The 20,642-nt window shown below is 41.2% G+C and carries 16 protein-coding genes, 27 tRNA genes and 1 riboswitch; of the genes, 41 read left to right on the forward strand and 2 right to left on the reverse strand.

Going from position 1 to position 20,642, the window contains the following annotated elements; all coding sequences use genetic code 11:
- Window positions 1–77: 77 nt before the first annotated feature.
- The 36 genes from PT278_RS06110 (at window position 78) to PT278_RS06285 (ending at window position 14,157) form a co-directional block, all read left to right on the forward strand.
- Window positions 78–150, forward strand: a tRNA-Val gene (locus PT278_RS06110).
- A gap of 4 nt (window positions 151–154) precedes the next feature.
- Window positions 155–227: transfer RNA gene (locus tag PT278_RS06115), tRNA-Lys, on the forward strand.
- Between the two features lie 12 nt (window positions 228–239).
- Window positions 240–321 (forward strand) — tRNA-Leu (locus PT278_RS06120).
- 32 nt (window positions 322–353) lie between these two features.
- A tRNA-Thr gene (locus PT278_RS06125) sits at window positions 354–426 on the forward strand.
- A gap of 12 nt (window positions 427–438) precedes the next feature.
- A tRNA-Gly gene (locus PT278_RS06130) sits at window positions 439–510 on the forward strand.
- A 9-nt stretch (window positions 511–519) separates the two neighbouring features.
- Window positions 520–605, forward strand: a tRNA-Leu gene (locus PT278_RS06135).
- Window positions 606–614: 9 nt separating this feature from the next.
- A tRNA-Arg gene (locus PT278_RS06140) sits at window positions 615–688 on the forward strand.
- Between the two features lie 6 nt (window positions 689–694).
- Window positions 695–768 (forward strand) — tRNA-Pro (locus tag PT278_RS06145).
- Window positions 769–802: 34 nt separating this feature from the next.
- Window positions 803–876: transfer RNA gene (locus PT278_RS06150), tRNA-Met, on the forward strand.
- A gap of 11 nt (window positions 877–887) precedes the next feature.
- Window positions 888–961 (forward strand) — tRNA-Ile (locus tag PT278_RS06155).
- A 34-nt stretch (window positions 962–995) separates the two neighbouring features.
- Window positions 996–1,069, forward strand: a tRNA-Met gene (locus PT278_RS06160).
- A gap of 3 nt (window positions 1,070–1,072) precedes the next feature.
- A tRNA-Asp gene (locus PT278_RS06165) sits at window positions 1,073–1,146 on the forward strand.
- Between the two features lie 6 nt (window positions 1,147–1,152).
- Window positions 1,153–1,225: transfer RNA gene (locus PT278_RS06170), tRNA-Phe, on the forward strand.
- Between the two features lie 20 nt (window positions 1,226–1,245).
- Window positions 1,246–1,316: transfer RNA gene (locus PT278_RS06175), tRNA-Gly, on the forward strand.
- A gap of 5 nt (window positions 1,317–1,321) precedes the next feature.
- Window positions 1,322–1,395, forward strand: a tRNA-Ile gene (locus PT278_RS06180).
- 2 nt (window positions 1,396–1,397) lie between these two features.
- Window positions 1,398–1,487 (forward strand) — tRNA-Ser (locus PT278_RS06185).
- 600 nt (window positions 1,488–2,087) lie between these two features.
- A tRNA-Glu gene (locus PT278_RS06190) sits at window positions 2,088–2,159 on the forward strand.
- Between the two features lie 36 nt (window positions 2,160–2,195).
- A tRNA-Ser gene (locus tag PT278_RS06195) sits at window positions 2,196–2,282 on the forward strand.
- 10 nt (window positions 2,283–2,292) lie between these two features.
- Window positions 2,293–2,366: transfer RNA gene (locus PT278_RS06200), tRNA-Met, on the forward strand.
- A 3-nt stretch (window positions 2,367–2,369) separates the two neighbouring features.
- A tRNA-Asp gene (locus PT278_RS06205) sits at window positions 2,370–2,443 on the forward strand.
- A 6-nt stretch (window positions 2,444–2,449) separates the two neighbouring features.
- Window positions 2,450–2,522, forward strand: a tRNA-Phe gene (locus tag PT278_RS06210).
- Window positions 2,523–2,529: 7 nt separating this feature from the next.
- Window positions 2,530–2,611: transfer RNA gene (locus PT278_RS06215), tRNA-Tyr, on the forward strand.
- 4 nt (window positions 2,612–2,615) lie between these two features.
- Window positions 2,616–2,686 (forward strand) — tRNA-Trp (locus PT278_RS06220).
- Between the two features lie 12 nt (window positions 2,687–2,698).
- A tRNA-His gene (locus PT278_RS06225) sits at window positions 2,699–2,771 on the forward strand.
- Window positions 2,772–2,778: 7 nt separating this feature from the next.
- Window positions 2,779–2,850: transfer RNA gene (locus tag PT278_RS06230), tRNA-Gln, on the forward strand.
- A 22-nt stretch (window positions 2,851–2,872) separates the two neighbouring features.
- Window positions 2,873–2,943 (forward strand) — tRNA-Cys (locus tag PT278_RS06235).
- A gap of 43 nt (window positions 2,944–2,986) precedes the next feature.
- Window positions 2,987–3,071: transfer RNA gene (locus tag PT278_RS06240), tRNA-Leu, on the forward strand.
- A gap of 118 nt (window positions 3,072–3,189) precedes the next feature.
- The gene (locus PT278_RS06245; RefSeq protein WP_277131029.1) at window positions 3,190–4,362 is read left to right on the forward strand and encodes a glycosyltransferase family 4 protein; all 1,173 of its coding nucleotides are present in this window, start codon (window positions 3,190–3,192) and stop codon (window positions 4,360–4,362) included.
- Complete coding sequence (locus tag PT278_RS06250) at window positions 4,355–5,398, forward strand: glycosyltransferase family 4 protein (RefSeq protein ID WP_277131031.1); 1,044 nt, start codon at window positions 4,355–4,357, stop codon at window positions 5,396–5,398. The genes PT278_RS06245 and PT278_RS06250 overlap by 8 nt, the downstream gene beginning before the upstream one ends.
- The gene (locus tag PT278_RS06255; protein WP_277131032.1) at window positions 5,398–6,423 is read left to right on the forward strand and encodes a lysylphosphatidylglycerol synthase transmembrane domain-containing protein; all 1,026 of its coding nucleotides are present in this window, start codon (window positions 5,398–5,400) and stop codon (window positions 6,421–6,423) included. Before PT278_RS06250 ends, PT278_RS06255 begins: the two co-directional genes overlap by 1 nt.
- A 69-nt stretch (window positions 6,424–6,492) precedes the next feature.
- Window positions 6,493–8,553 (forward strand): LTA synthase family protein, encoded by a 2,061-nt coding sequence (locus tag PT278_RS06260; RefSeq protein ID WP_277131034.1) that lies wholly within the window; start codon window positions 6,493–6,495, stop codon window positions 8,551–8,553.
- 69 nt (window positions 8,554–8,622) lie between these two features.
- On the forward strand, window positions 8,623–8,856 hold the full coding sequence (gene secG, locus PT278_RS06265) for a preprotein translocase subunit SecG (RefSeq protein WP_038521563.1): 234 nt from the start codon (window positions 8,623–8,625) through the stop codon (window positions 8,854–8,856).
- A gap of 75 nt (window positions 8,857–8,931) precedes the next feature.
- A complete protein-coding gene (rnr, locus tag PT278_RS06270) occupies window positions 8,932–11,268 on the forward strand; it encodes a ribonuclease R (protein ID WP_277131038.1) in 2,337 nt (778 codons plus the stop codon).
- Window positions 11,269–11,280: 12 nt separating this feature from the next.
- The gene (gene smpB / locus PT278_RS06275) at window positions 11,281–11,736 is read left to right on the forward strand and encodes an SsrA-binding protein SmpB (protein WP_277131040.1); all 456 of its coding nucleotides are present in this window, start codon (window positions 11,281–11,283) and stop codon (window positions 11,734–11,736) included.
- Window positions 11,737–12,075: 339 nt separating this feature from the next.
- Window positions 12,076–12,732, forward strand: coding sequence for a nitroreductase (locus PT278_RS06280; protein WP_277131041.1), 657 nt, complete (start codon window positions 12,076–12,078; stop codon window positions 12,730–12,732).
- Window positions 12,733–12,810: 78 nt separating this feature from the next.
- Complete coding sequence (locus PT278_RS06285; RefSeq protein WP_277131043.1) at window positions 12,811–14,157, forward strand: hemolysin family protein; 1,347 nt, start codon at window positions 12,811–12,813, stop codon at window positions 14,155–14,157.
- Between the two features lie 57 nt (window positions 14,158–14,214).
- On the opposite strand, the gene hpt is transcribed toward PT278_RS06285, so the two are convergent.
- Entirely contained in the window at window positions 14,215–14,784 is a 570-nt protein-coding gene (gene hpt, locus PT278_RS06290; protein ID WP_277131044.1) for a hypoxanthine phosphoribosyltransferase, read from the reverse strand.
- A 240-nt stretch (window positions 14,785–15,024) separates the two neighbouring features.
- On the opposite strand from hpt, the gene PT278_RS06295 reads away from it, so the two are divergent.
- The 4 genes from PT278_RS06295 to PT278_RS06310 all read left to right on the forward strand — a co-directional run bounded on the left by PT278_RS06295 (window position 15,025) and on the right by PT278_RS06310 (window position 18,801).
- Window positions 15,025–16,107, forward strand: a complete 1,083-nt coding sequence (locus tag PT278_RS06295) for a M42 family peptidase (RefSeq protein ID WP_277131045.1) — start codon at window positions 15,025–15,027, stop codon at window positions 16,105–16,107.
- Window positions 16,108–16,209: 102 nt separating this feature from the next.
- A complete protein-coding gene (locus PT278_RS06300; RefSeq protein WP_277131046.1) occupies window positions 16,210–17,436 on the forward strand; it encodes an MFS transporter in 1,227 nt (408 codons plus the stop codon).
- A 59-nt stretch (window positions 17,437–17,495) separates the two neighbouring features.
- Window positions 17,496–17,584: riboswitch (TPP riboswitch) on the forward strand.
- Between the two features lie 46 nt (window positions 17,585–17,630).
- Complete coding sequence (locus PT278_RS06305) at window positions 17,631–18,209, forward strand: ECF transporter S component (RefSeq protein ID WP_277131047.1); 579 nt, start codon at window positions 17,631–17,633, stop codon at window positions 18,207–18,209.
- A 13-nt stretch (window positions 18,210–18,222) separates the two neighbouring features.
- Complete coding sequence (locus tag PT278_RS06310) at window positions 18,223–18,801, forward strand: ECF transporter S component (RefSeq protein WP_277131048.1); 579 nt, start codon at window positions 18,223–18,225, stop codon at window positions 18,799–18,801.
- Between the two features lie 39 nt (window positions 18,802–18,840).
- Here the strand turns inward: PT278_RS06310 and udk are convergent, their stop codons facing one another.
- The gene (gene udk / locus PT278_RS06315) at window positions 18,841–19,485 is read right to left on the reverse strand and encodes a uridine kinase (protein WP_277131049.1); all 645 of its coding nucleotides are present in this window, start codon (window positions 19,483–19,485) and stop codon (window positions 18,841–18,843) included.
- A 209-nt stretch (window positions 19,486–19,694) separates the two neighbouring features.
- Between udk and scrK the strand changes: the two genes are divergently transcribed.
- The gene (gene scrK / locus PT278_RS06320) at window positions 19,695–20,567 is read left to right on the forward strand and encodes a fructokinase ScrK (protein WP_277131050.1); all 873 of its coding nucleotides are present in this window, start codon (window positions 19,695–19,697) and stop codon (window positions 20,565–20,567) included.
- The last annotated feature ends 75 nt before the right edge of the window (window positions 20,568–20,642 follow it).

Raw genomic sequence — 20,642 nt, forward strand, 5'->3', positions numbered from 1 at the left:
ACACAGTAGTTAAGCTTCTTCACGCCGAGAGTAGTTGGTGGGAGACTGCCTGCGAGGGTAGGACGCTGCCGTGCTTTGGAGGATTAGCTCAGCTGGGAGAGCATCTGCCTTACAAGCAGGAGGTCACAGGTTCGAGCCCTGTATCCTCCATACCGAGTCGTTAGCTCAGTCGGTAGAGCATCTGACTTTTAATCAGAGGGTCGACGGTTCAAGCCCGTCACGACTCATGGCCCCATTTTGCGGGTGTGGCGGAATTGGCAGACGCGCTAGATTTAGGTTCTAGTGTTTCAGGACGTGTGGGTTCAAGTCCCACCACCCGTATTTGCCAATATTATATACCATATTTACATCTTGCCGATTTAGCTCAGTTGGTAGAGCATCTGTCTTGTAAACAGGGGGTCGTACGTTCAAATCGTATAATCGGCATTTATATATTACGCGGAAGTAGTTCAGTGGTAGAACATCACCTTGCCATGGTGGGGGTCGCGGGTTCGAATCCCGTCTTCCGCTTCATTACTTGCCGGGGTGGCGGAATTGGCAGACGCACGGGACTTAAAATCCCGCGATTGGTTTCAATCGTACCGGTTCGACTCCGGTCCTCGGCATATAATGACGCGCCCTTAGCGCAACTGGATAGAGTGTCTGACTACGAATCAGAAGGTTGAAGGTTCAAATCCTTCAGGGCGCATTATCTCGGGAAGTGGCTCAGTTTGGTAGAGCACCTGGTTTGGGACCAGGGGGTCGCAGGTTCGAATCCTGTCTTCCCGATTGTAATCTTATATTGATTACTTTAATATTTTTTGGCGGTGTAGCTCAGCTGGCTAGAGCGTCCGGTTCATACCCGGGAGGTCGAGGGTTCGATCCCCCCCGCCGCTATACTAGAGCTTGGACCTTTAGCTCAGTTGGTTAGAGCAGACGGCTCATAACCGTCCTGTCGTAGGTTCGAGTCCTACAAGGTCCATAAACTGGATTTTGTACTTTTATTTTTTAAACATCGCGGGATGGAGCAGTTAGGTAGCTCGTCGGGCTCATAACCCGAAGGTCGGTGGTTCAAATCCATCTCCCGCAATATGGTCCATTGGAGCAGTGGTTTATCTCGTCTCCCTGTCACGGAGAAGATCATCAGTTCAAATCTGATATGGACCGTAAGATGGCTCGGTAGCTCAGTTGGTAGAGCAAAGGATTGAAGCTCCTTGTGTCGGCGGTTCGATTCCGTCCCGCGCCATTATATTATATTAATTTGTTGCGGGTATGGTTTAGTGGTAAAACGAAAGCCTTCCAAGCTTTAGTCGCGAGTCCGATTCTCGTTACCCGCTTTAATGGGCCTATAGCTCAGCTGGTTAGAGCGCACGCCTGATAAGCGTGAGGTCGATGGTTCAAGTCCATTTAGGCCCATTGGAGACTTACTCAAGTGGCTGAAGAGGCGCCCCTGCTAAGGGTGTAGATCGGGTTATTCCGGTGCGAGAGTTCGAATCCCTCAGTCTCCGTAGTATAAGCGAATCTTGTTAATTCAAGATTCGCTTTTTTTGTTTTCTTTACTTTAAATTGCTTATTCTGTTTCTTATTAATAGCTTATAGGGGAGAATAACAGCAATATTAAGCTTATTCATGAGCTTTGAGATAAAATGGCTAAAAAGGCATTAAAATTAAGTTATACATAATTTATTTGTTATGAAGCAAAGCAAGCAAACAAACTGTTAAGTAGCAATTATAGATAATGATTAGAAATTTCTTTTTAACTAAAATAATTTGTTACTAAAATTAGTCAGCAAAAAAATTAATTCTATAGGTAAAATAATCTTGTTGACACTAATAATTAGCAGCCAAATTGCTATTAGCTCTAGGAACTTAGCTAAAAATGATATATAAAAGCATTGATAAATTAGGCTTAATGCGCTTTCTAAATAAAAAACAAAATATTTTTGCATAAAAGTCTTGCAAGATGACGACTAATCCTGTATTATTAATAACGTTGTGATTGAGGTATCGCTTGATAGCTCTGAATTACAAAAATAAAACAGTTGACTTTTTAATCAATATTAGGTATTATAATTAAGCGTCTTATATATTAAGAAGAAAACAAATATGACCCGTTGGTCAAGTGGTTAAGACATCGCCCTTTCACGGCGGTAACATGGGTTCAAATCCCGTACGGGTCATTACCAACAATATTGGTATTTTATTTTTTACATTATGGAGGATTACCCAAGTGGCTTAAGGGGACGGTTTTGAAAACCGTTAGACGGGTTTCTCGTGCGTGGGTTCAAATCCCACATCCTCCTTTCAAAACATCGCGGGATGGAGCAGTTAGGTAGCTCGTCGGGCTCATAACCCGAAGGTCGGTGGTTCAAATCCATCTCCCGCAATATGGTCCATTGGAGCAGTGGTTTATCTCGTCTCCCTGTCACGGAGAAGATCATCAGTTCAAATCTGATATGGACCGTAAGATGGCTCGGTAGCTCAGTTGGTAGAGCAAAGGATTGAAGCTCCTTGTGTCGGCGGTTCGATTCCGTCCCGCGCCATCAGCCTGGAGGAATAGCGAAGTGGCTAAACGCGGCGGTCTGTAAAACCGCTCTCTCTGAGTTCGGCGGTTCGAATCCACCTTCCTCCATAATAGGGATATCGTATAAAGGTAGTACATCGGTCTCCAAAACCGCTAGTGTGGGTTCAATTCCTACTATCCCTGTTTACCTTCATGGCGGAATTGGTGAAGGGGTTAACACACCGGTTTGTGGATCCGGCATACATGGGTTCGAATCCCATATTCCGCCCTAGTATTGGGATATAGCCAAGCGGTAAGGCACTAGACTTTGACTCTATTATGCGCTGGTTCGAATCCAGCTATCCCAATCTATTATTTAAAATAGCTGATGGCGGTGTAGCCAAGTGGTAAGGCAGAGGTCTGCAAAACCTTAATCGTCGGTTCAAATCCGATCCCCGCCTTATGGTTCATTGCTAGAACTATTGATTAATAATTGAATATCATGGCGGTGTGGCGGAATTGGCAGACGCGTCAGACTCAAAATCTGGTGTCCTTTTCGGACATATCGGTTCGACCCCGATCACCGCTATAAATTAGAAGCAGCTCCCATCTGGGAGCTGCTTTTGTTTTACAATTAATAATTTTGCTTATAAAAATTGCACAAGTAATGCGGAATCTTTATAATACCAGTATATGGAGGTAGGCAAATGAATATTGGTATTTTTACCGATACATATTTCCCACAGATTAGTGGTGTTGCGACATCAATCAAGACACTCAAAGATGCACTTGAGGCTCAGGGACACAATGTATTTATTTTTACGACAACTGACCCACATGTCAAAAAGGGAACAGTTGAAGCTAACGTTTTTCGGTTTAGCAGTATTCCCTTTATTTCGTTTACTGATCGGCGAATTGCTTTCCGTGGCTTTTTTGAAGCTACTAAGGTAGCACGGGAAGTTAAATTGGATGTTGTCCACACGCAAACAGAGTTTGCACTGGGAATGATTGGCAAATATGTTGCACATCAACTTAAAATCCCGGCAATCCACACTTATCATACGATGTATGAGGACTATTTGCATTACGTTTTGAACGGTCATTTACTTAGGCCATATCACGTTAAGCAATTTACCAATGTCTTTCTCAAAAATATGGACGGCGTAATCGCGCCTAGTGAGCGCGTAGAGGCGTTATTGCATCGCTATGGTGTAACTATACCAATGAGAGTTATTCCGACCGGTGTAGCCGTTAATGAGATGAACCAGAAGCCGACTCGTGATATTCGGCAGGAATTAGGCATCGCTGCCGATAGTCCAGTGTTATTAACGTTAAGCCGAATTGCTGGCGAGAAAAAGATTGACCGCATTTTAAATGTTATGCCAGAAATCGTTGATGAATTTCCTAAGATTCGGCTGGTGATTGCCGGTGATGGTCCCGACGTTGCCGTATTAAAGCAGCAGGTTGAGCGGCTGACACTTGAAGATTACGTGATTTTCGCCGGAAATGTGCCGCATGAAGATGTTGGTTCATATTATCAGATGGCGAACCTGTTTGTTTCAGCCAGTGATACGGAAACTCAAGGCCTAACATACATTGAAGCTTTAGCAGCAGGCACGAAGTCTGTTGTCTATGATACTGATTATACGGAACATGTCTTTGATGATCCTGATTTGGGACAGGTTTTTACCAGTCAAAGCGAGATGCTCAAGGAGATTTTGACTTATTTGCAAAAGGGCAATTTTCAAATTCCACAGGCTAAATTGGATAACAAACTTAAGCAGATTTCGGCAGAACATTTTGGTAATTGTGTTTGTGAGTTTTATCAAGATGTGATTGCTAATTATCAAGAAAAGCGCAAAGAGGATTCAAATGATTAGAATAAATATGTTCTCACAGGCTGCATCAGTTGAGGGGCAGGGCGTTGGCTCGGCCTATAACGAATTATTAAGCCTGTTAAGAACGCGATTAGTTGACGAATTTTATGTGACAAATAATAAGTATGGTGCAAGCGACTTAACGCATTACCATACGATTAATCCGACTTATTTTGCTAACAGCTTTTCACACAGCCGCGGCCGTAAAATTGGTTATGTCCATTTTTTGCCAGAAACGCTGGAAGGTTCAATTAAGTTGCCAGGGGTTGCCAAAAGCGTCTTTTATCGCTATGTCATTGACTTTTATAAGCGCATGGATCAGATTGTCGTTGTTAATCCGATTTTTATCGATAAATTAGTTAAGTATGGCATTAAACGCGAGCGGGTTAAGTACATTCCTAATTTTGTTTCTAAGGACGAGTTTTATCCCGAGAGTCAAGAACAAAAGGACGCTTTTCGTCATGAATTAGGTATTCCGCGAGATAAGTTTGTGGTTTTTGGTGACGGACAAGTTCAGGAACGTAAAGGCGTTGATGATTTTGCCAAAATGGCACTGGCAAATCCTGATATTCAGTTTATTTGGGCCGGTGGCTTTTCCTTTGGTAAGATTACCGATGGCTACGAGCACTTCAAGGCGCTAGTTGATGATCCGCCGCAAAACCTTAAATTTACCGGAATTATTGACCGGGCAAAATTGGTTGATTATTTGAATATCGCTGATTTGTTTGTTTTACCGTCCTATGACGAGTTATTCCCAATGTCAGTACTGGAAGCCTTTAGTTGTGGTACGCCGGTTCTGTTGCGTGATTTGGACCTCTATCAAGCAATTATTGACGGCTATTACATGAGCGGTCATGATTTTGCTGAGATGAATGCTCAATTGCAGCGCGCAGCTGGCGACCAGGCTCTACTTAATAAGTACAGTAAGCTATCAGATTTGGCCAGCCAAAAATACTCTGAAGATCATTTAGCCGAAATTTGGAATGAATTTTATCATGAACAATACGACTTGGGTAAAAAGTTGGGGCAGATTCGCTAATGAATAAAAAACACTTATGGGGCATCCTAATTGTTTTACTTATCAGCGGTGGTGTTTTATTTGTTGATTTAAAGGAGACACCTGTTGCTCAGTTGCGTGCAGCGGCCCAGAATATTAATTTTTGGGGACTTATTGCAGTATTTGGCTTAATGCTTCTGTCGTACGTTTTTGAAGCTAGTATTTTGGCGGTTTTAGCAAAACGTAAAAACGAGCCGAAACGCTCCAGCTGGTCATTTTTGCGGATACCAATAATTCAAGCACTGTTTAATGCGATTACCCCAATGTCTACTGGTGGTCAACCGTCGCAGTTAGCGGCAATGGTGCAGATGGGAATCGAAGGCGGTCGGGCAACTTCATTGCTATTGATGAAGTTTATCATTTACCAAATCGTGGTTTTTATTGCCTATGTTGTTACGATCATTAGCGGCTTTCACATGGTAGCTGCTAAATTTGGCGGGTTAGCATTTTTTATCGCTATTGGCTTTTTAATTCACGTCAGTTCCATTGTGCTTCTCTTGGCGGCTTTATTTGCTTATCAGTGGACCAAAAATGCGGCTAACTGGATGATGAACTTGCTGGCTAAAGTGGTTAATCCTGAAAGAGTGGCTGTTTGGCGGCAAAACACGATGGCGAAGATTGATACCTTTTATCGTGAAAGCCAAGAATTAAAAAAAGAAAAAAAGAAGCTGCTGTTGAGCGCGCTATTTACCGTTTTGCAGCTAGCATGCTTTTATTCAATTCCCTACATGGTGCTGGTGGCACTCAATGTTCCGGCCGATTGGGTCAGCGTCACGCAAATGAATATTATGATTATCATGTTTATGGCAATTATTCCAATTCCCGGTGCGTCTGGTGGGGCTGAATACAGTTTTCAAACACTGTTTTCAACTTTTATCTCGTCAAATGGTACCTTGATTTTGGGGATGTTCTTGTGGCGGTTTGTGACCTACTTCTTTGGAATGATATTGGGAATCTTTGGCTGGATTTTTAAACCACGGAAGATTCCAAGTCCCCCAAATAATTAATTTTTGCTAAAATCACTTTGTTTAATCAAGCTTTAGCGTAGTATATTAGCATGGTGAGAGGAGAATAGAATGACACGGATCAAGTCTTTTTTGCAATGGCTGACAGAAACCAAGCTAGGCTTTTTCATTACTGTTTTAGTTGCCTTTTGGCTGAAAACATATGCAATTTACTTAACGAAATTCAACTTGGGTGCAGTTGGCTCAATGCAGAACTTTTTGCTCCTGCTTAATCCGCTGCCAGCGGGACTATTATTATTAGGGATCGGCCTGTTTTTTAAGGGACGCAAGTCGTATTGGATTATTATTGTGATTGACCTGGTATTAAGTCTGTGGCTGTTTGCCAACATCTTGTACTACCGTGAGTTTTCCAACTTTTTGTCCTTATCAATTATTAAGACTTCAGGCTCGACCGCGGATAACTTAGGGAAGAGTATCGTGGGGATAACCCATGCAACCGACTTTTTAGCCTTACTCGATGTTGCAGTGATTATTGGGTTGTTATGCGGTAAAGTCATTAAGTATGATTTGCGGCCGCTTAAACTTAGGTTCAACGTGTTAGTTGAGGTTTTGGCAATTATGATGATTGGTCTAAACCTAAAAATGGCGCAAAAAGACCGGTCGGGATTATTAACAAGGACGTTTGACAATAACTACATTGTTAAGTATCTGGGAATGAACGAGTATGCTGTTTATGACGGTTTTAAAACTGCCCAAACAAGCGCACAGATGGCCAAGGCCAATGTTTCCGATCTTGGCTCCGTCCAAAAATATTTGAAGGCCAACTATGTGAAGCCTAATTCGCAGTATACCGGCGTTGCTAAGGGCAAAAATGTTCTAGTAATCCACCTTGAGAGTTTTCAACAGTTTTTAATTGGCTACAAGTGGAAGGGCAAGGCAGTTACGCCTAACCTGAACAAGTTGTATCATGCCAAAGATACCTTGAGCTTTGCTAATTTTTATAACCAAGTTGGTCAGGGGAAGACATCAGATGCGGAAATGATGTTGGAAAATTCACTCTATGGCCTGCAGTCAGGGTCGGCAATGTCAAGTTACGGCACGTCAAACACCTTTGAAAGTGCGCCGGCAATTTTAAACCAGCAAGGTGGTTATACGACAGCCGTGATGCATGGCGGCGCAGGTTCGTTTTGGAATCGGAATAACGCCTACAAGCAGTTCGGTTACCAGTATTTTATGCCGTTGTCATATTATCAAAATAAACCAAAGTATTATATCGGTTATGGGTTAAAGGATAAGATCTTTTTTAACCAGTCGATTAAGTACATTGAGCGTCTGCCGCAGCCGTTCTACTTAAAGATGATTACGGTAACGAACCACTATCCGTATGAGATTGACAAGAAAAACCAGTCGATTGATAAAACGGATACGGGGGATGAAACCGTTGATGGTTATGTTCAGACCGCGCATTATTTGGATCAAGCAATTGGTCAGTTAATGCATTGGCTGAAGAAAACAGGGCTTGATAAAAAGACCCTGATTGTGATGTACGGTGACCATTACGGTATTTCCGGCAACCACCATAAGGCTAGTGCCCAATTGTTAAAGCAGGATGAATTCACCGACTTTGACAATTTGAAGTTTCAACGGGTGCCGTTGATGTTTCATATGACGGGACTTAAAGGTGGCATTGATAAGACTTATGGCGGTGAAATTGATGTTTTGCCAACTCTGCTTAACCTATTAGGAATTAATGACAGAGGCACGATTCAATTTGGCCATGACTTGCTTAGCAAGCAGGCACCACAGATTGTGGCGCAGCGTAACGGCGACTTCATTACGCCGCAATACGCTAAAGTTGGCGGGACCTATTATGATACTAAGACGGGCATGGAAATTGTGGACCCTGATAAGAAGTTGAAGTTGCATTTGATGGCAATTTCTAATCGGGTAACCACGCAGTTATCCTTGTCTGATCGAGTGATTGATGGTAATTTGCTGCGCTTTTATAAGCCTAAGTGGTTTAAAAAGGTCAAAGCTAATGATTATGACTATAATAAGGACAAGGCACTAAAGAAGCTATTTAGTCCTAACAAAACTTCTTTGTGGTACCAAAATCATAAGAAGACGACGCAGAAACAATTTAAGACGGATGCGCCGGAACTTGAAAAATAAATACTCGAAAAAAGCCGTCTTTTATGATAAACTTTGTAAGTAATCGATCTGTATATTGGAGGCAGCGCATTGTACAATTTATTTATGACGCTACTAATTATTGTTTCAATTTTAATTGTTATTGCAACAATGATGCAGCCGCAAAAGCAGCAGGATGCATTGAATGCCCTATCAGGCGGCGCAGTTTTTAGTGGCCAAACGAAGAAACGTGGTTTTGAAGCATTTATGGAAAAAGTTACAGCAGTTTTGTTGGTTCTCTTTTTCGCTTTTGCTATTGTGTTAGCTTATTTGTCTTCAAAGTAAGTTTTAGTTCCTCCCGATCAAGTGTGTTGGGGAGGACTTTTTTTATATTTTTTAATAAGGAATGGAGATTAGTGCATGGCACAAAACGAAAAAATTTTAGCTAATGTTTTAGAAATCTTTCGCCATAATCCCAAAAAACAATACCAAGTAGAGCAAATTGACAGAATGCTGCGGCGTGATCGCCTCGGCAGTTTTTCTGATATTGTCAAGGCACTCTCCTTTTTGGAACAAGAAAAGAAAATTATTACTGACGGTAATGGTCATTATCAATTAGCCGAAGAAAATACCATTGTTGAAGGGTCATTTCGGGCTAATGATAAGGGCTTTGGCTTTGTCAAACTAGAAGATGAAGAAGCCGATGATATTTTTATTGCCAGCGATTATACCGCGTACGCTGTTGACGGCGACAAGGTCCGCGTTAAGATTACGGCTGGTGGTAATCCTTGGAATGGCAAGGGACCAGAAGGTCAAGTTCAGGAAATTATTGAGCGCAGTCTGGATACATTAGTTGGTGAATTTCACCCAATAACTGATGCGCAAGTTAAGGTTAGTCACTTTTTAGGGTATGTTTTGAGTACCAATAAGAAGCTGCATAAGTATCGCGTTTATGTTGGTGAAAATGGCCTGCACCCGCAAATGGGCGACATGGTTAAGGTCTCAATTGCTAACTATCCGAGTGAAGACAATCCGGACTCAATGGCTGGTGTGGTAATTGAGATTATTGGTAACAAGAACGATCCCGGCGTTGATATTATGTCCATTGTTTCTGCACATGATGTTCGCACTGAATGGCCTCAAGATGCAATGGATCAGGCTAATGCTATTCCTGACCATATTGAGCCAGAGGAATGGGATAACCGCGAAGATATTACCGATCAGCCAGCTGTCACAATTGACGGTGATGATTCTAAGGACTTCGACGATGCGGTAGTTTTATGGAAATTACCTAACGGCAATTATCATTTGGGTGTTCATATTGCCGATGTATCTCATTATATTAAGGAAAAAACGCCGCTGGACGAGGAAGCTTTTGCGCGTGGCAACAGTACTTATTTGGTTGACCGCGTAATCCCGATGCTCCCATTCCGGTTATCAAATGGGATTTGTTCACTTAATGAAGACCAAGACCGGCTGGTTTTATCCTGTGAAATGGAATTTACCCCAGAAGGTGAGCGGGTAAATTACCGGATCCATTCATCCGTGATGCGGTCACATGGTCGCTTAACTTATAACAAGGTTAACCAAGCACTTGATCCTGATAACACTGACGAGTTAGAAGAAAAATATGTTAAATTGTGGCCGATGCTGCAAGACATGGCAGAATTGCACAATGCGTTATATCAAAAGCGTCACCAACGCGGTGCGATTGACTTTGAAGAGCCAGAAGCTAAGATTATTGTTGATGAGCAAGGCAAGCCAACAGACATCGTTTTGCATAATCGGGGTACTGCTGAAAAGATGATCGAATCATTCATGCTGGTGGCCAATGAAACTGTAGCTGAAGACTTCTTCAAAAAGCACGTGCCATTTTTGTACCGGGTTCATGAAACTCCTGATGGTGAACGGATTAAGAACTTCTTTGAATTTTGTAGTGCCTTTGGGTTGGATATTAAGGCTGACCCGAACCACATCAAGCCAATTGACTTGCAAAAGGTAGTTGCTAAGACAATGGGAACACCTGAGGAAGCAGTCGTTCAAATGATGATGTTGCGCAGCTTAAAGCAAGCACATTATTCAGAAGAAGCATTAGGCCACTTTGGCTTGGCTGCGAAATTCTATACCCACTTTACTTCGCCAATCAGACGGTATTCTGATTTGATGGTTCACCGTATGATCCATGCATACAGCGACCAAGGAACTGGTAAGGAAGTTCAGCAGCATTTTGCTAGCTACTTGCCGGATGTTGCCGATCAAACTTCAACTCAAGAACGAGTTTCGATTGATACCGAGCGAGAAGTTAATGATTTGAAGATGACCGAGTTCATGGCCGATCAAGTTGGCCAACATTTTGATGCGGTGGTTTCTTCGGTAACAAGTTTTGGGATGTTTATCCAATTGCCAAATACGGTTGAAGGCTTGATTCATATTTCGAATTTGAATGATGATTTTTATAGCTTTAACGAGAAGAGCTTAACCTTAACTGGGCGTGGCACGCATAAGCAATATCGTGTTGGGATGCCGATCAAGGTCACCTTAATTAATGCCAACATTGAGCAGCATCAATTAGACTTTGAAGTTTATGATCCAAATGCGCCAAAGCATCCACATCATGATCGAGGTAACAATAATCGGCGTCGCGGCAGCCGCGGCTTCCATAACGACCACGGCCATCGCGGCGGTCATAACGGCAGCAGCCGGAATGGTTTCCGTAAGAATGGCAACCATCCGCATTTTAGTAAGTACAAGCATTAGGACCACAAGCCGATGAAAGAAAAAAATGAAAATTTAATCGCGCAAAACAAAAAAGCGCATCATGATTATTTCATCAAGGAAACATACGAAGCCGGGATTGCACTGACGGGAACAGAAATTAAGTCGGTGCGTGCGCGGCGGATTAGTTTGCGTGACGGCTACGTGCAGGTAATTAATGGTTCTGCTTTTTTAGAAAATGTGCATATTAGCGAGTATAAGCAAGGCAATCGTTATAATCATGAACCCTTGCGCAGCCGCCGGTTGCTTTTACATAAAAAAGAATTAACGCGACTAGCTAAAGAGCAAGCTGAGCGTGGGGTAACAATTGTTCCACTTAAAGTGTATTTGAAACACGGCTTTGCTAAGATTCTAATTGGTGTTGGTCAGGGTAAGAAGCAATATGATAAGCGCGAAACAATTAAAAAACGCGATCAGGAGCGTGAGCTTCGACGCCAATATAAAGTTTAAAAAGAAGTTTGATTAGTTATACTAATCAAACTTCTTTTTGCATATGGCAAGATATTGTTAATAGCTAGTTCGACGACTACAATTAGATTTTAAGCAGGTATTGTAATTATTCAATTACCAAAAAAATTATTTTGTGACTGTTATTTTTTGGCATAATCATGTATCATTTGTTAATATTGTCATTGTATATATTGCTCATAAGTTAAGCAATAAGATTGTTAAATTGTTTTAGTTGAATATTGGATTAAGCCAAATTTTAGCGGTGGTATAATAGAGTTATGTTGTTTCACTAGAGAAAATAATGTTTAATAAACTAAAATGTTAGGATTTGAATTTTAAATGGAATTTAAGGACGTATATAATCATGAACGCGTGACGCGTAAGTTTTCCAATCGGAAGGTTAACGAGAAGCTGCTTGCGAAAATTATTAAAAAGGCCCAGCTGTCACCGTCATTACTTAATTCACAACCTTGGCGGATATATATGGTAACCGGTGATGCCTTGAGCAACTTGAAAGAAGAAGTCATGCAAAAGATTAAGGAAGGCGTTGACCCGCATGAAGATTTTGCTACGATTTTGTCGCTCAACTGGGATGCTTATCCAAGTCAAAGTTTGGCAACGGTAGGTGCATCGCAGCCGTACTTTTACAATAATAAGATAGAATTGTTTACCCAATCTAATGACACGATGTTTAACGCTCAGGATGTAGCATTCATGACAATTCCGCGGACTTCGCCTGCATGGTCGGTGTTTGACTTAGGTATTTTTGCTCAAAGTATCATGCTTTTGGCACTTGATGAGGGACTGGCAGTGATGCCGGCGCACTCAATGGTTGCTTATCCAGAACTGGTGCGTAAATATGCACAAATTCCGGAAAATGAACTTGTGGGCATGGCTATTGGTCTAGGTTATAAAGATAATGCGGCGGAAGTTAATGATCCGAAGTATTACCCAGCAAGATTGCCATTCGAAAAGATTTATAAGTTTGTCAAGTAAGATTAATTTTGATGATTAAAAGTGCGCTATTGATGCTAAAATAAAGGATAGAATTTTTTGACAAAAAGGTGACAAATTTTGAGTATAGCCCAAATAATTACTTACTTAATAGCGACTTTGGTGATTTTTGTCTTTGCGGCGTTCTTTGTTGCCGCAGAGTTTGCATTAGTCCAAACTCGATCAAGTCAGCTGGAAGATATGCTGACAAATAATACCGGCAATCGCCGCAAGGTAAAGCGCGCGTTGCACATGGTTCACAATTTAAATGAATACTTATCAACCACGCAGGTGGGGACAACGCTTGTGGGGGTTGTTTTAGGTTGGTTTTCTGCTGATACATTCGCAACTTTGTTTGCAGATTTATTAAATCTAGCGCATCTAAACCCTTCGCTTGTCAGGTCGGTAAGCGCACTGCTAGGCGTTATTCTACTGACATATTTAGAGGTTGTCATTACGGAAATCGTCCCTAAAAATATTGCCATTGATATGCCGGTTAAAATGCTGCTGAAATTAGCGACGCCACTGCAGGCATTTCATACCTTGGTTTATCCGTTCGTGTGGCTGCTTAATACTAGCTCGAATGGCTTGTTAAAGGTTTTGGGTTTTAAACCCGCTGATGAAGAAAATCAGGTTTATTCACAATCCGAAATTATCAAGTTATCGCGTAAAGCCGTGCACGGCGGCTCTCTTGATAAAAATGATTTAACCTACATGAAACGTGCCTTTGAACTAAACGATAAGGTCGCTAAGGACATTATGACGGATCGGACACGGTTAATTGTGATTGATTCGAGTGATACAATTGCTCAGGCGTTAGAAATGTATCTTGAAGAAGGCGCAAGCAGGCTGCCGGTAGTTCGTGATAATAATAAGGACGATATTGTTGGTTATATTTATGCCTTTGATGTGGTTCAACAGAGCCGCATTGATGCCCACGTGCCAGTGACGCGGATTATTCGGACAATGATTACGGTGCCGGAGTCGATGCCAATTCAGGATGTCTTGCATTTAATGATTAAGAAACACACGCCGATTGTCTTGGTTGTCGATGAATATGGCGGTACCAGCGGCGTTGTGACCGATAAAGATATCTATGAAGAATTATTCGGTACAGTTAAGGATGAGATTGATGACGTTTCCGATGATTACATCATTAAGGATGCGGAAGGCAATATTCATGTTTCTGGGAAAACGACCTTGTATGATTTTGAACGCTATTTCAGAACTGATTTAAAGAGTTTTCAAAATAGTGATATCATCACTATTGGTGGTTATATGATGGAACATTATCCAGACTTAAAAAAGGATGAATCTGTTGAGTTTGAAGGATTTTCGTTCACACTAGATAATATTGAACAGGGCTTTATGCGTTGGTTTATCGTCAAACGGTTAGCTAAAGAGCCTGCAATGAATAAAGAAGAATAAAATTAGGCTAACAAAAAAGCGTTACTTTGATTAAGTAACGCTTTTTTTATTATAAAATTATTTGTTATCAGCTAGCTTGATTACTTCGGGCTTTAAAACGCCGATATATTTGATATTGCGAAAGGCATTCATGAAGTCTAGACCATAACCAACGACAAATTCATTGCCAACCTTTGAGCCGTAATATTCAATTTCGACATCAGTAGCGCGGTTAGCTTCCTTGTTAAGAAGCACGCAGCACTTAACACTCTTAGCGCCGCGCTCTTTAAGCATGTCTTTCATATATTTTAAGGTAAGCCCAGTGTCGACAATATCTTCAACGATTAAGACATCACGATCCTTAACATCAGTAGTCAGGTCGGTAATTAAATCAACCTTACCTGAAGAAACAAAACCATCGCCATAACTGGAAACGTCCATAAAGTCGATTTCTTCTTCAACGTCCATTTCACGGACCAAATCAGTTAAAAAGAAAATCGCACCTTTAAGTGCCCCAACAATCAGCGGCTTCTTGCCGGCATAATCTTCAGTCAATTGTTTGCCTAGGCGGACACACATTTGGTGAATATCGTCTTCAGTAAATAATTTATGGTCAATAATTCTATTAATATTGTCGTTTTTTGGCATTTATCTACCCTTCACTTCAACTAATTCAAGATTCCTAATAGATTCGATTATATCATTCTTTTGCATAAAAAGTAGCTAGATTTACACTTTTTACGGGGGTTTGCGCGGATTTAATTGCTAATATTTTACTTAAATTAAAAAATCGCTTTTTATCTGAAAAATAACTTAAATATTTTAATTTTACGTGACTATTTTTGCTACAATATAAGTAAATATTTTTTGCATGAAAGGTTAAGCAGAATGGAAAAAGAACAAGAAATAAAAATGTTAAAAGCTTTTTCGGATGCAAATTCAACTTCAGGATTTGAAGGAGAGTTTGTTAAGTTGTTTACCGAAACAGTCAAAGATTTTGCCAACGTTAAGGTTGACGGCATGTTAAATGCTTATGCTTCTAAGAAGGAAAATAAGGCGGGGCGGCCCGTTATTCAGCTTGATGCCCACTCAGACTCAGTCGGGTTTATCACTCAGGCAGTTAGACCTAACGGCATGATTAAGTTTGTTCCATTAGGCGGCTGGGTTAAGTATAATATTCCAGCACTGCGGGTTCGAATTAAAAATCGTGATGGTGAATATATCCCCGGCGTTGTAGCCACTAAGCCACCACACTTTATGACGGAAGCTGAACGCAATAATGTGCCCGATGTAGCTGATATGTCGATTGATGTTGGTTCGAGTTCACGTGAAGAAACATTGAACGACTATAAGATTGACACTGGTTGTCCAATTTTTGTTGATGTTAAGTGTGAATATAACGAAAAGTCGGGTTTGTTTTTTGGCAAGGACTTTGATGACCGTTTTGGTGCTGCAGCCATGGCTGATGTTTTGGAAACATTAGATGGCGAAGAAACGCCATTTAACGTTGTCGCTGCACTGTCAAGTCAAGAAGAAGTTGGCTTGCGCGGAGCTTATGTTACAGCTCGCACTGTTAAGCCCGACTTGGGTATCGTGCTGGAATCTTGTCCAGCTGATGATACCTTTACTCCTGATTGGCTTTCACAAACTGCCTTAAAGCACGGACCAATGATGCGTGACATGGATACGTCATTCTTGCCTAATCCTAAGTTCCAGCAATATGCTTGTGATGTAGCTGATAAGAATCACATTCCTTATACGCGGTCAGTTAGAACTGGTGGCGGCCAAGATGGTGCCGCAATTTATTATGAAAATGGGGCACCGACAATTGTAATTGGTATTCCAGTTCGTTACGAGCATTCACCGTATTGCTTTAGTGCCTACCAAGATTTCAAGGCAGCTGTTGAAATGACAGTGGCAATTATTCGTGATTTAACTACTGAAAAATTAGCTAGTTTCAGCCAATTTTAAGTAAATTTAATATTTTAGTTGCAAAAAATTATTAAACGAGTAAAATAATGTTCCAAAGAAATAATTAGGCGACAGAGAGCGCTTGTTTCGGAGGAATTAAATATGGATACAACTAATGAGCACAGTCATGCACTAACTACAGATCAGAAGTGGACCATCGCGTCGACTTCATCGGGATTTATGTTAGAGAACATGGATGTGCTTTTTCTATCGTTTGCGATGAGTTCGATGATTGCTGACCTGCACCTATCTGGTGGTGCTGCAGGGTTAATTTCGTCGATTACTAATTTGGGGATGTTGTTTGGCGGGATTGCCTTTGGTATGTTGGGCGATAAAATCGGCCGCGTTAAAACTTTCAGCCATACCGTGATTATTTTTGCGGTAGCGACAGCCTGTATGGCCTTTGCCAATAACATCTACTTGATTTATGCCCTCCGTTTTTTGGCCGGAATTGGTGCTGGCGGTGAATATGGTGTTGGGATTGCATTAATTGCCGAGGCTTTTCCGAAGAAGGAAATTGGTAAAATGACCTCAATTGCAGCAGTTGGCGGTCAGGTGGGGGCAATCTTCGCGGCGCTAATTGCGGCATGGATTATTCCAACTGCTGGCTGGCACATGTTGTTTTTAGTTGGTATTGTGCCGGTAGTCTTAACGGTTTTCATTAGAAAACACCTGCATGAGAGTAAGCAATTTTTAACGGCTAAGGCAGAAGAAAAGGGTTCACTGTTAACCAATGTTGCCCGCAAGATGTTTGCAACACCGCGGCTTGCTTGGCAGAGTATTGGCTTGATGATTATGATGACAGTCCAAATTGCTGGTTACTTTGGTTTAATGAACTGGCTGCCAACAATCGTACAGAAGCAATTAAATTTGAATGTTGCCAATTCAAGTTTATGGATGATTGCAACGATTATTGGAATGAGCATTGGAATGATGACCTTCGGCACCATTTTCGATCATTTTGGTCCGCGGCGGGCCTTCGGTATCTTCTTAATTGGTTCAGCCATTATGGTTTATACTTTAAGTTTGGCCACCAACATGGTAACTTTGCTTATCATTGGGGCGATTGTCGGCTTCTTTTCTAATGGGATGTTCGGTGGTTACGGTGCGGTAATTAGCCGGCTGTACCCAACAGAAATTCGCTCGAGTGCGAACAATATTATTGTTAATATTGGCCGTGCAATTGGCGGGTTTTCATCAGTTGTGATTGGTATCTTGATGGATCACTACAACTTAACGGTTGTCATGGGTTTCTTATCAAGTTTATACATTATCAGCTTGATAATTATGATTAGCTTGCCTGGATTGAAAAAGCTGGCAAATAATTAGTGAAGTAAAAGAATGGTTTTATAATAATTATCATTGTGGTATACTACCTATAAATAGATTTTAGTCACTAGGGGTGCGCTTAGCTGAGAATTACCCTTGGAACCTGAACAGGACAATGCCTGCGTTAGGGAAGTGTTTGAATAAGCATTTAACTGTACTCCTTCTGACTTAATAGTTAGTTAGGAGTATTTTTTATGTTCACAAGATCATCAAAATGGAATGTTAAATCGGTAATTTTGGTTGCGTTGATTGGAATTATTATGGGGGTAATTTATACCTACGGCTTTAATTGGGCTTACAACATTATAAAAATGGCACTGGTCCCTACGGGTTTCGCCCCAGTGACCGACACGGTCTTTTCGGGCCTATGGCTAATGGCAGCACCCTTAGCAATGTATTTTGTACCAACGGCTGGTTCTGGGACAATTGGCGAAGTGTTAGCTTCAATCGTAGAAATGGCAATCGGCGGTCAATGGGGCGCGATTACTGTTATTTCAGGGCTTATTCAAGGTGCAACTAACGAAATCGGCTTTTTCCCCAAGAATTCACGTTATCAAGCATTTTCTTGGAAGAGTGTTATGATTGGTGCCTTCTTTGCAGGACTAGGAATTTTTATTCCGTCATATATTCTTTACAGTTGGGGCAAATTTAACATGACGGTTCAGATTGTAATGTTCATTACCAATATGGTTTCGGCGCTTGTCTTTGACGGCGTACTGGTTAAATTAATCGCTAATCTGTTTGATCGCACATTGAAGCCGCGACTGGCATAGATTGAGGTAAATCATGTTTACACGATCATCAAAATGGAATGTTAAGTCGGTAATTTTGGTTGCTTTGATTGGTATTCTCATGGGTATCTTTTATACCTATGGCACTAATGACCTTTATAACCTAGTTAAAATGTTACTACTGCCGACAGGGTACGCCCCGGCAACCGACGCCTTTTTTGCAGGGTTGTGGTTAATGGCCGCGCCTCTTGCAATGTATTTTGTCCCCACAAAAGGTTCAGGATTAGTAGGAGAGCTGCTCGCTTCAATAGTGGAGATGGCTTGCGGTGGACAATGGGGGATTACCACTGTAGTCTCGGGACTAATGCAGGGACTAACCAATGAAATTGGCTTTTTCCCGAAAAAGTCCCGCTACCAAAGATTTTCATGGCGAAGTGTTCTGACAGGTTCATTTTTTGCTAGTTTTGGCTTTTTTATTCCGTGTTATCTGATGTATGGCTGGTATAAATTTGCCGTTAAGGTGCAAATTGTGATGTTCTTTGTCAGTATCCTTTCGTCAGTTTTATTTGATGGGGTACTAGTTAAGTTAATTACTAACCTGTTTGATCGCGCATTAAAGCCGAAAGTAGCATGATTTTAAACAAAAAGGTCGAGGATAATTACCTCGGCCTTTTTAGATAGCTGCTTCTTTTCTTAAAATTGCGTGAACCTTAGTGGTTAACATGTCGATTGCAACGTTATTTTCGCCGCCTTCGGGAATAATAATGTCAGCGTAACGTTTAGTAGGTTCAATAAATTGATGGTACATTGGCTTAACTGTGCCTAAGTATTGTTCAATTACGGAGTTAATTGAGCGCCCGCGTTCATCAATATCTCGTTCAAGTCGTCTGATAAAGCGAATGTCGTCATCGGTATCAACGTAAACTTTGATGTCCATTAAGTCCCGAATTTCCTCATTTGCTAAAACCAAAATTCCTTCAAGAATAATGATATCAGCAGGTTCAATGTGAATAGTTTCATCACTTCTGGTGTGTTCCTTAAAGTCGTAAACGGGCATTTCAATTGGCTTGTAGTTAAGCAAGTCATTGATTTGGGCTTTAAGTAATGGAATATCGAAGGCATCAGGATGGTCATAATTGATATTCATCCGTTCGCTCATTGAAATACCGGTATTATCCTTGTAGTATGAATCTTGCGTCATAATTAGGACGTGTTCATTTTCTTGCATTTGGTCAACAATTTTGTGGGCAATCGTTGTTTTACCACTACCCGAACCGCCGGTAATCCCAATTACGACGGGTTTTTCAAGTTTAGACATTCAGACTCTCCTTTTTATCAAATAATATTTTACTGTAGTTTTTGCTGTAATACCACTAAAACAGGCGATATTTTGCGATTTTGGTCAATAATTTTTGCAATAAAAGATAAAATCTGTACTTGAAAGGGCTTTATAAAATAGGTAACATGAAAGTGCAATTGTTAACAGACGCGATAAGTTTGCTGTTTGGTAAATGAAGGAGATAAAGTATGTTATTAGGTTCAATTGAAGCTGGCGGGACTAAGTTTGTTTGTGCGGTGGGTAATGAAAATTATCAGGTTAAAGATACGATAACTTTTCCGACAACCACACCCCAAGAAACTTTGCAAAAAGCTGCAGATTATTTTAAGCAATTTCCGGTAACAGCAATTAGTATTGCTTCTTTTGGTCCAATTGAAATTCGCCAGACAGCAGCTAATTATGGCTATATAACTACAACTCCTAAGAAGGGCTGGCAAAATACAGATTTTGTTGGCTTCATTAAACAGCAGGTTAATGTGCCGATCTTTTTTACAACGGATGTTAACGGCTCTGCATATGGCGAATATGTCATGTCATTATTATCCAATGAAGATATTGATTCACTCGTTTATTACACAATTGGCACTGGTGTCGGCGGTGGCGCGATTATTGACGGCAAGCTGGTTGGCTCTCTGGGGCATCCTGAAATGGGACATGTCTTACTCAAGCGCCATTCAGACGACTTGAATTTTAAGGGTGTATGTCCATATCATCAGGATTGCCTTGAGGGACTTGTTTCTGGGCCGACTTTTGAAGCTCGCTTAGGCAAAGCGGGCAAGGACGTGCCATTGACTAATCCTGTCTGGGATATTATGAGTTATTATGTGGCACAAGCCGTTTTACAAGTAACTCTGATTTTACGACCAGATAAGGTTGTCTTTGGCGGGGGTGTGACTAGTGAAGCATTTTTACAAAAAGTACGCCGAGATTTTGCCAAGATGTTAAATGGTTATGTTGAAGTGCCAGACTTAGCTAAATATATTGTGATGCCGGCAATTGCCGATAATGGGTCAGCGACTGTTGGTAATTTTGCTTTGGCTAAGCGGCTGTTAAAAGCATAGTACTAAATTGCTGATAAAAAGTTTACTTATTATATGAAAGCGCTATAATTAAGGCATATAATTCAATGTTTATTA

This window comes from Lactobacillus sp. ESL0703, from assembly GCF_029433435.1.
Lineage (GTDB): Bacteria > Bacillota > Bacilli > Lactobacillales > Lactobacillaceae > Lactobacillus.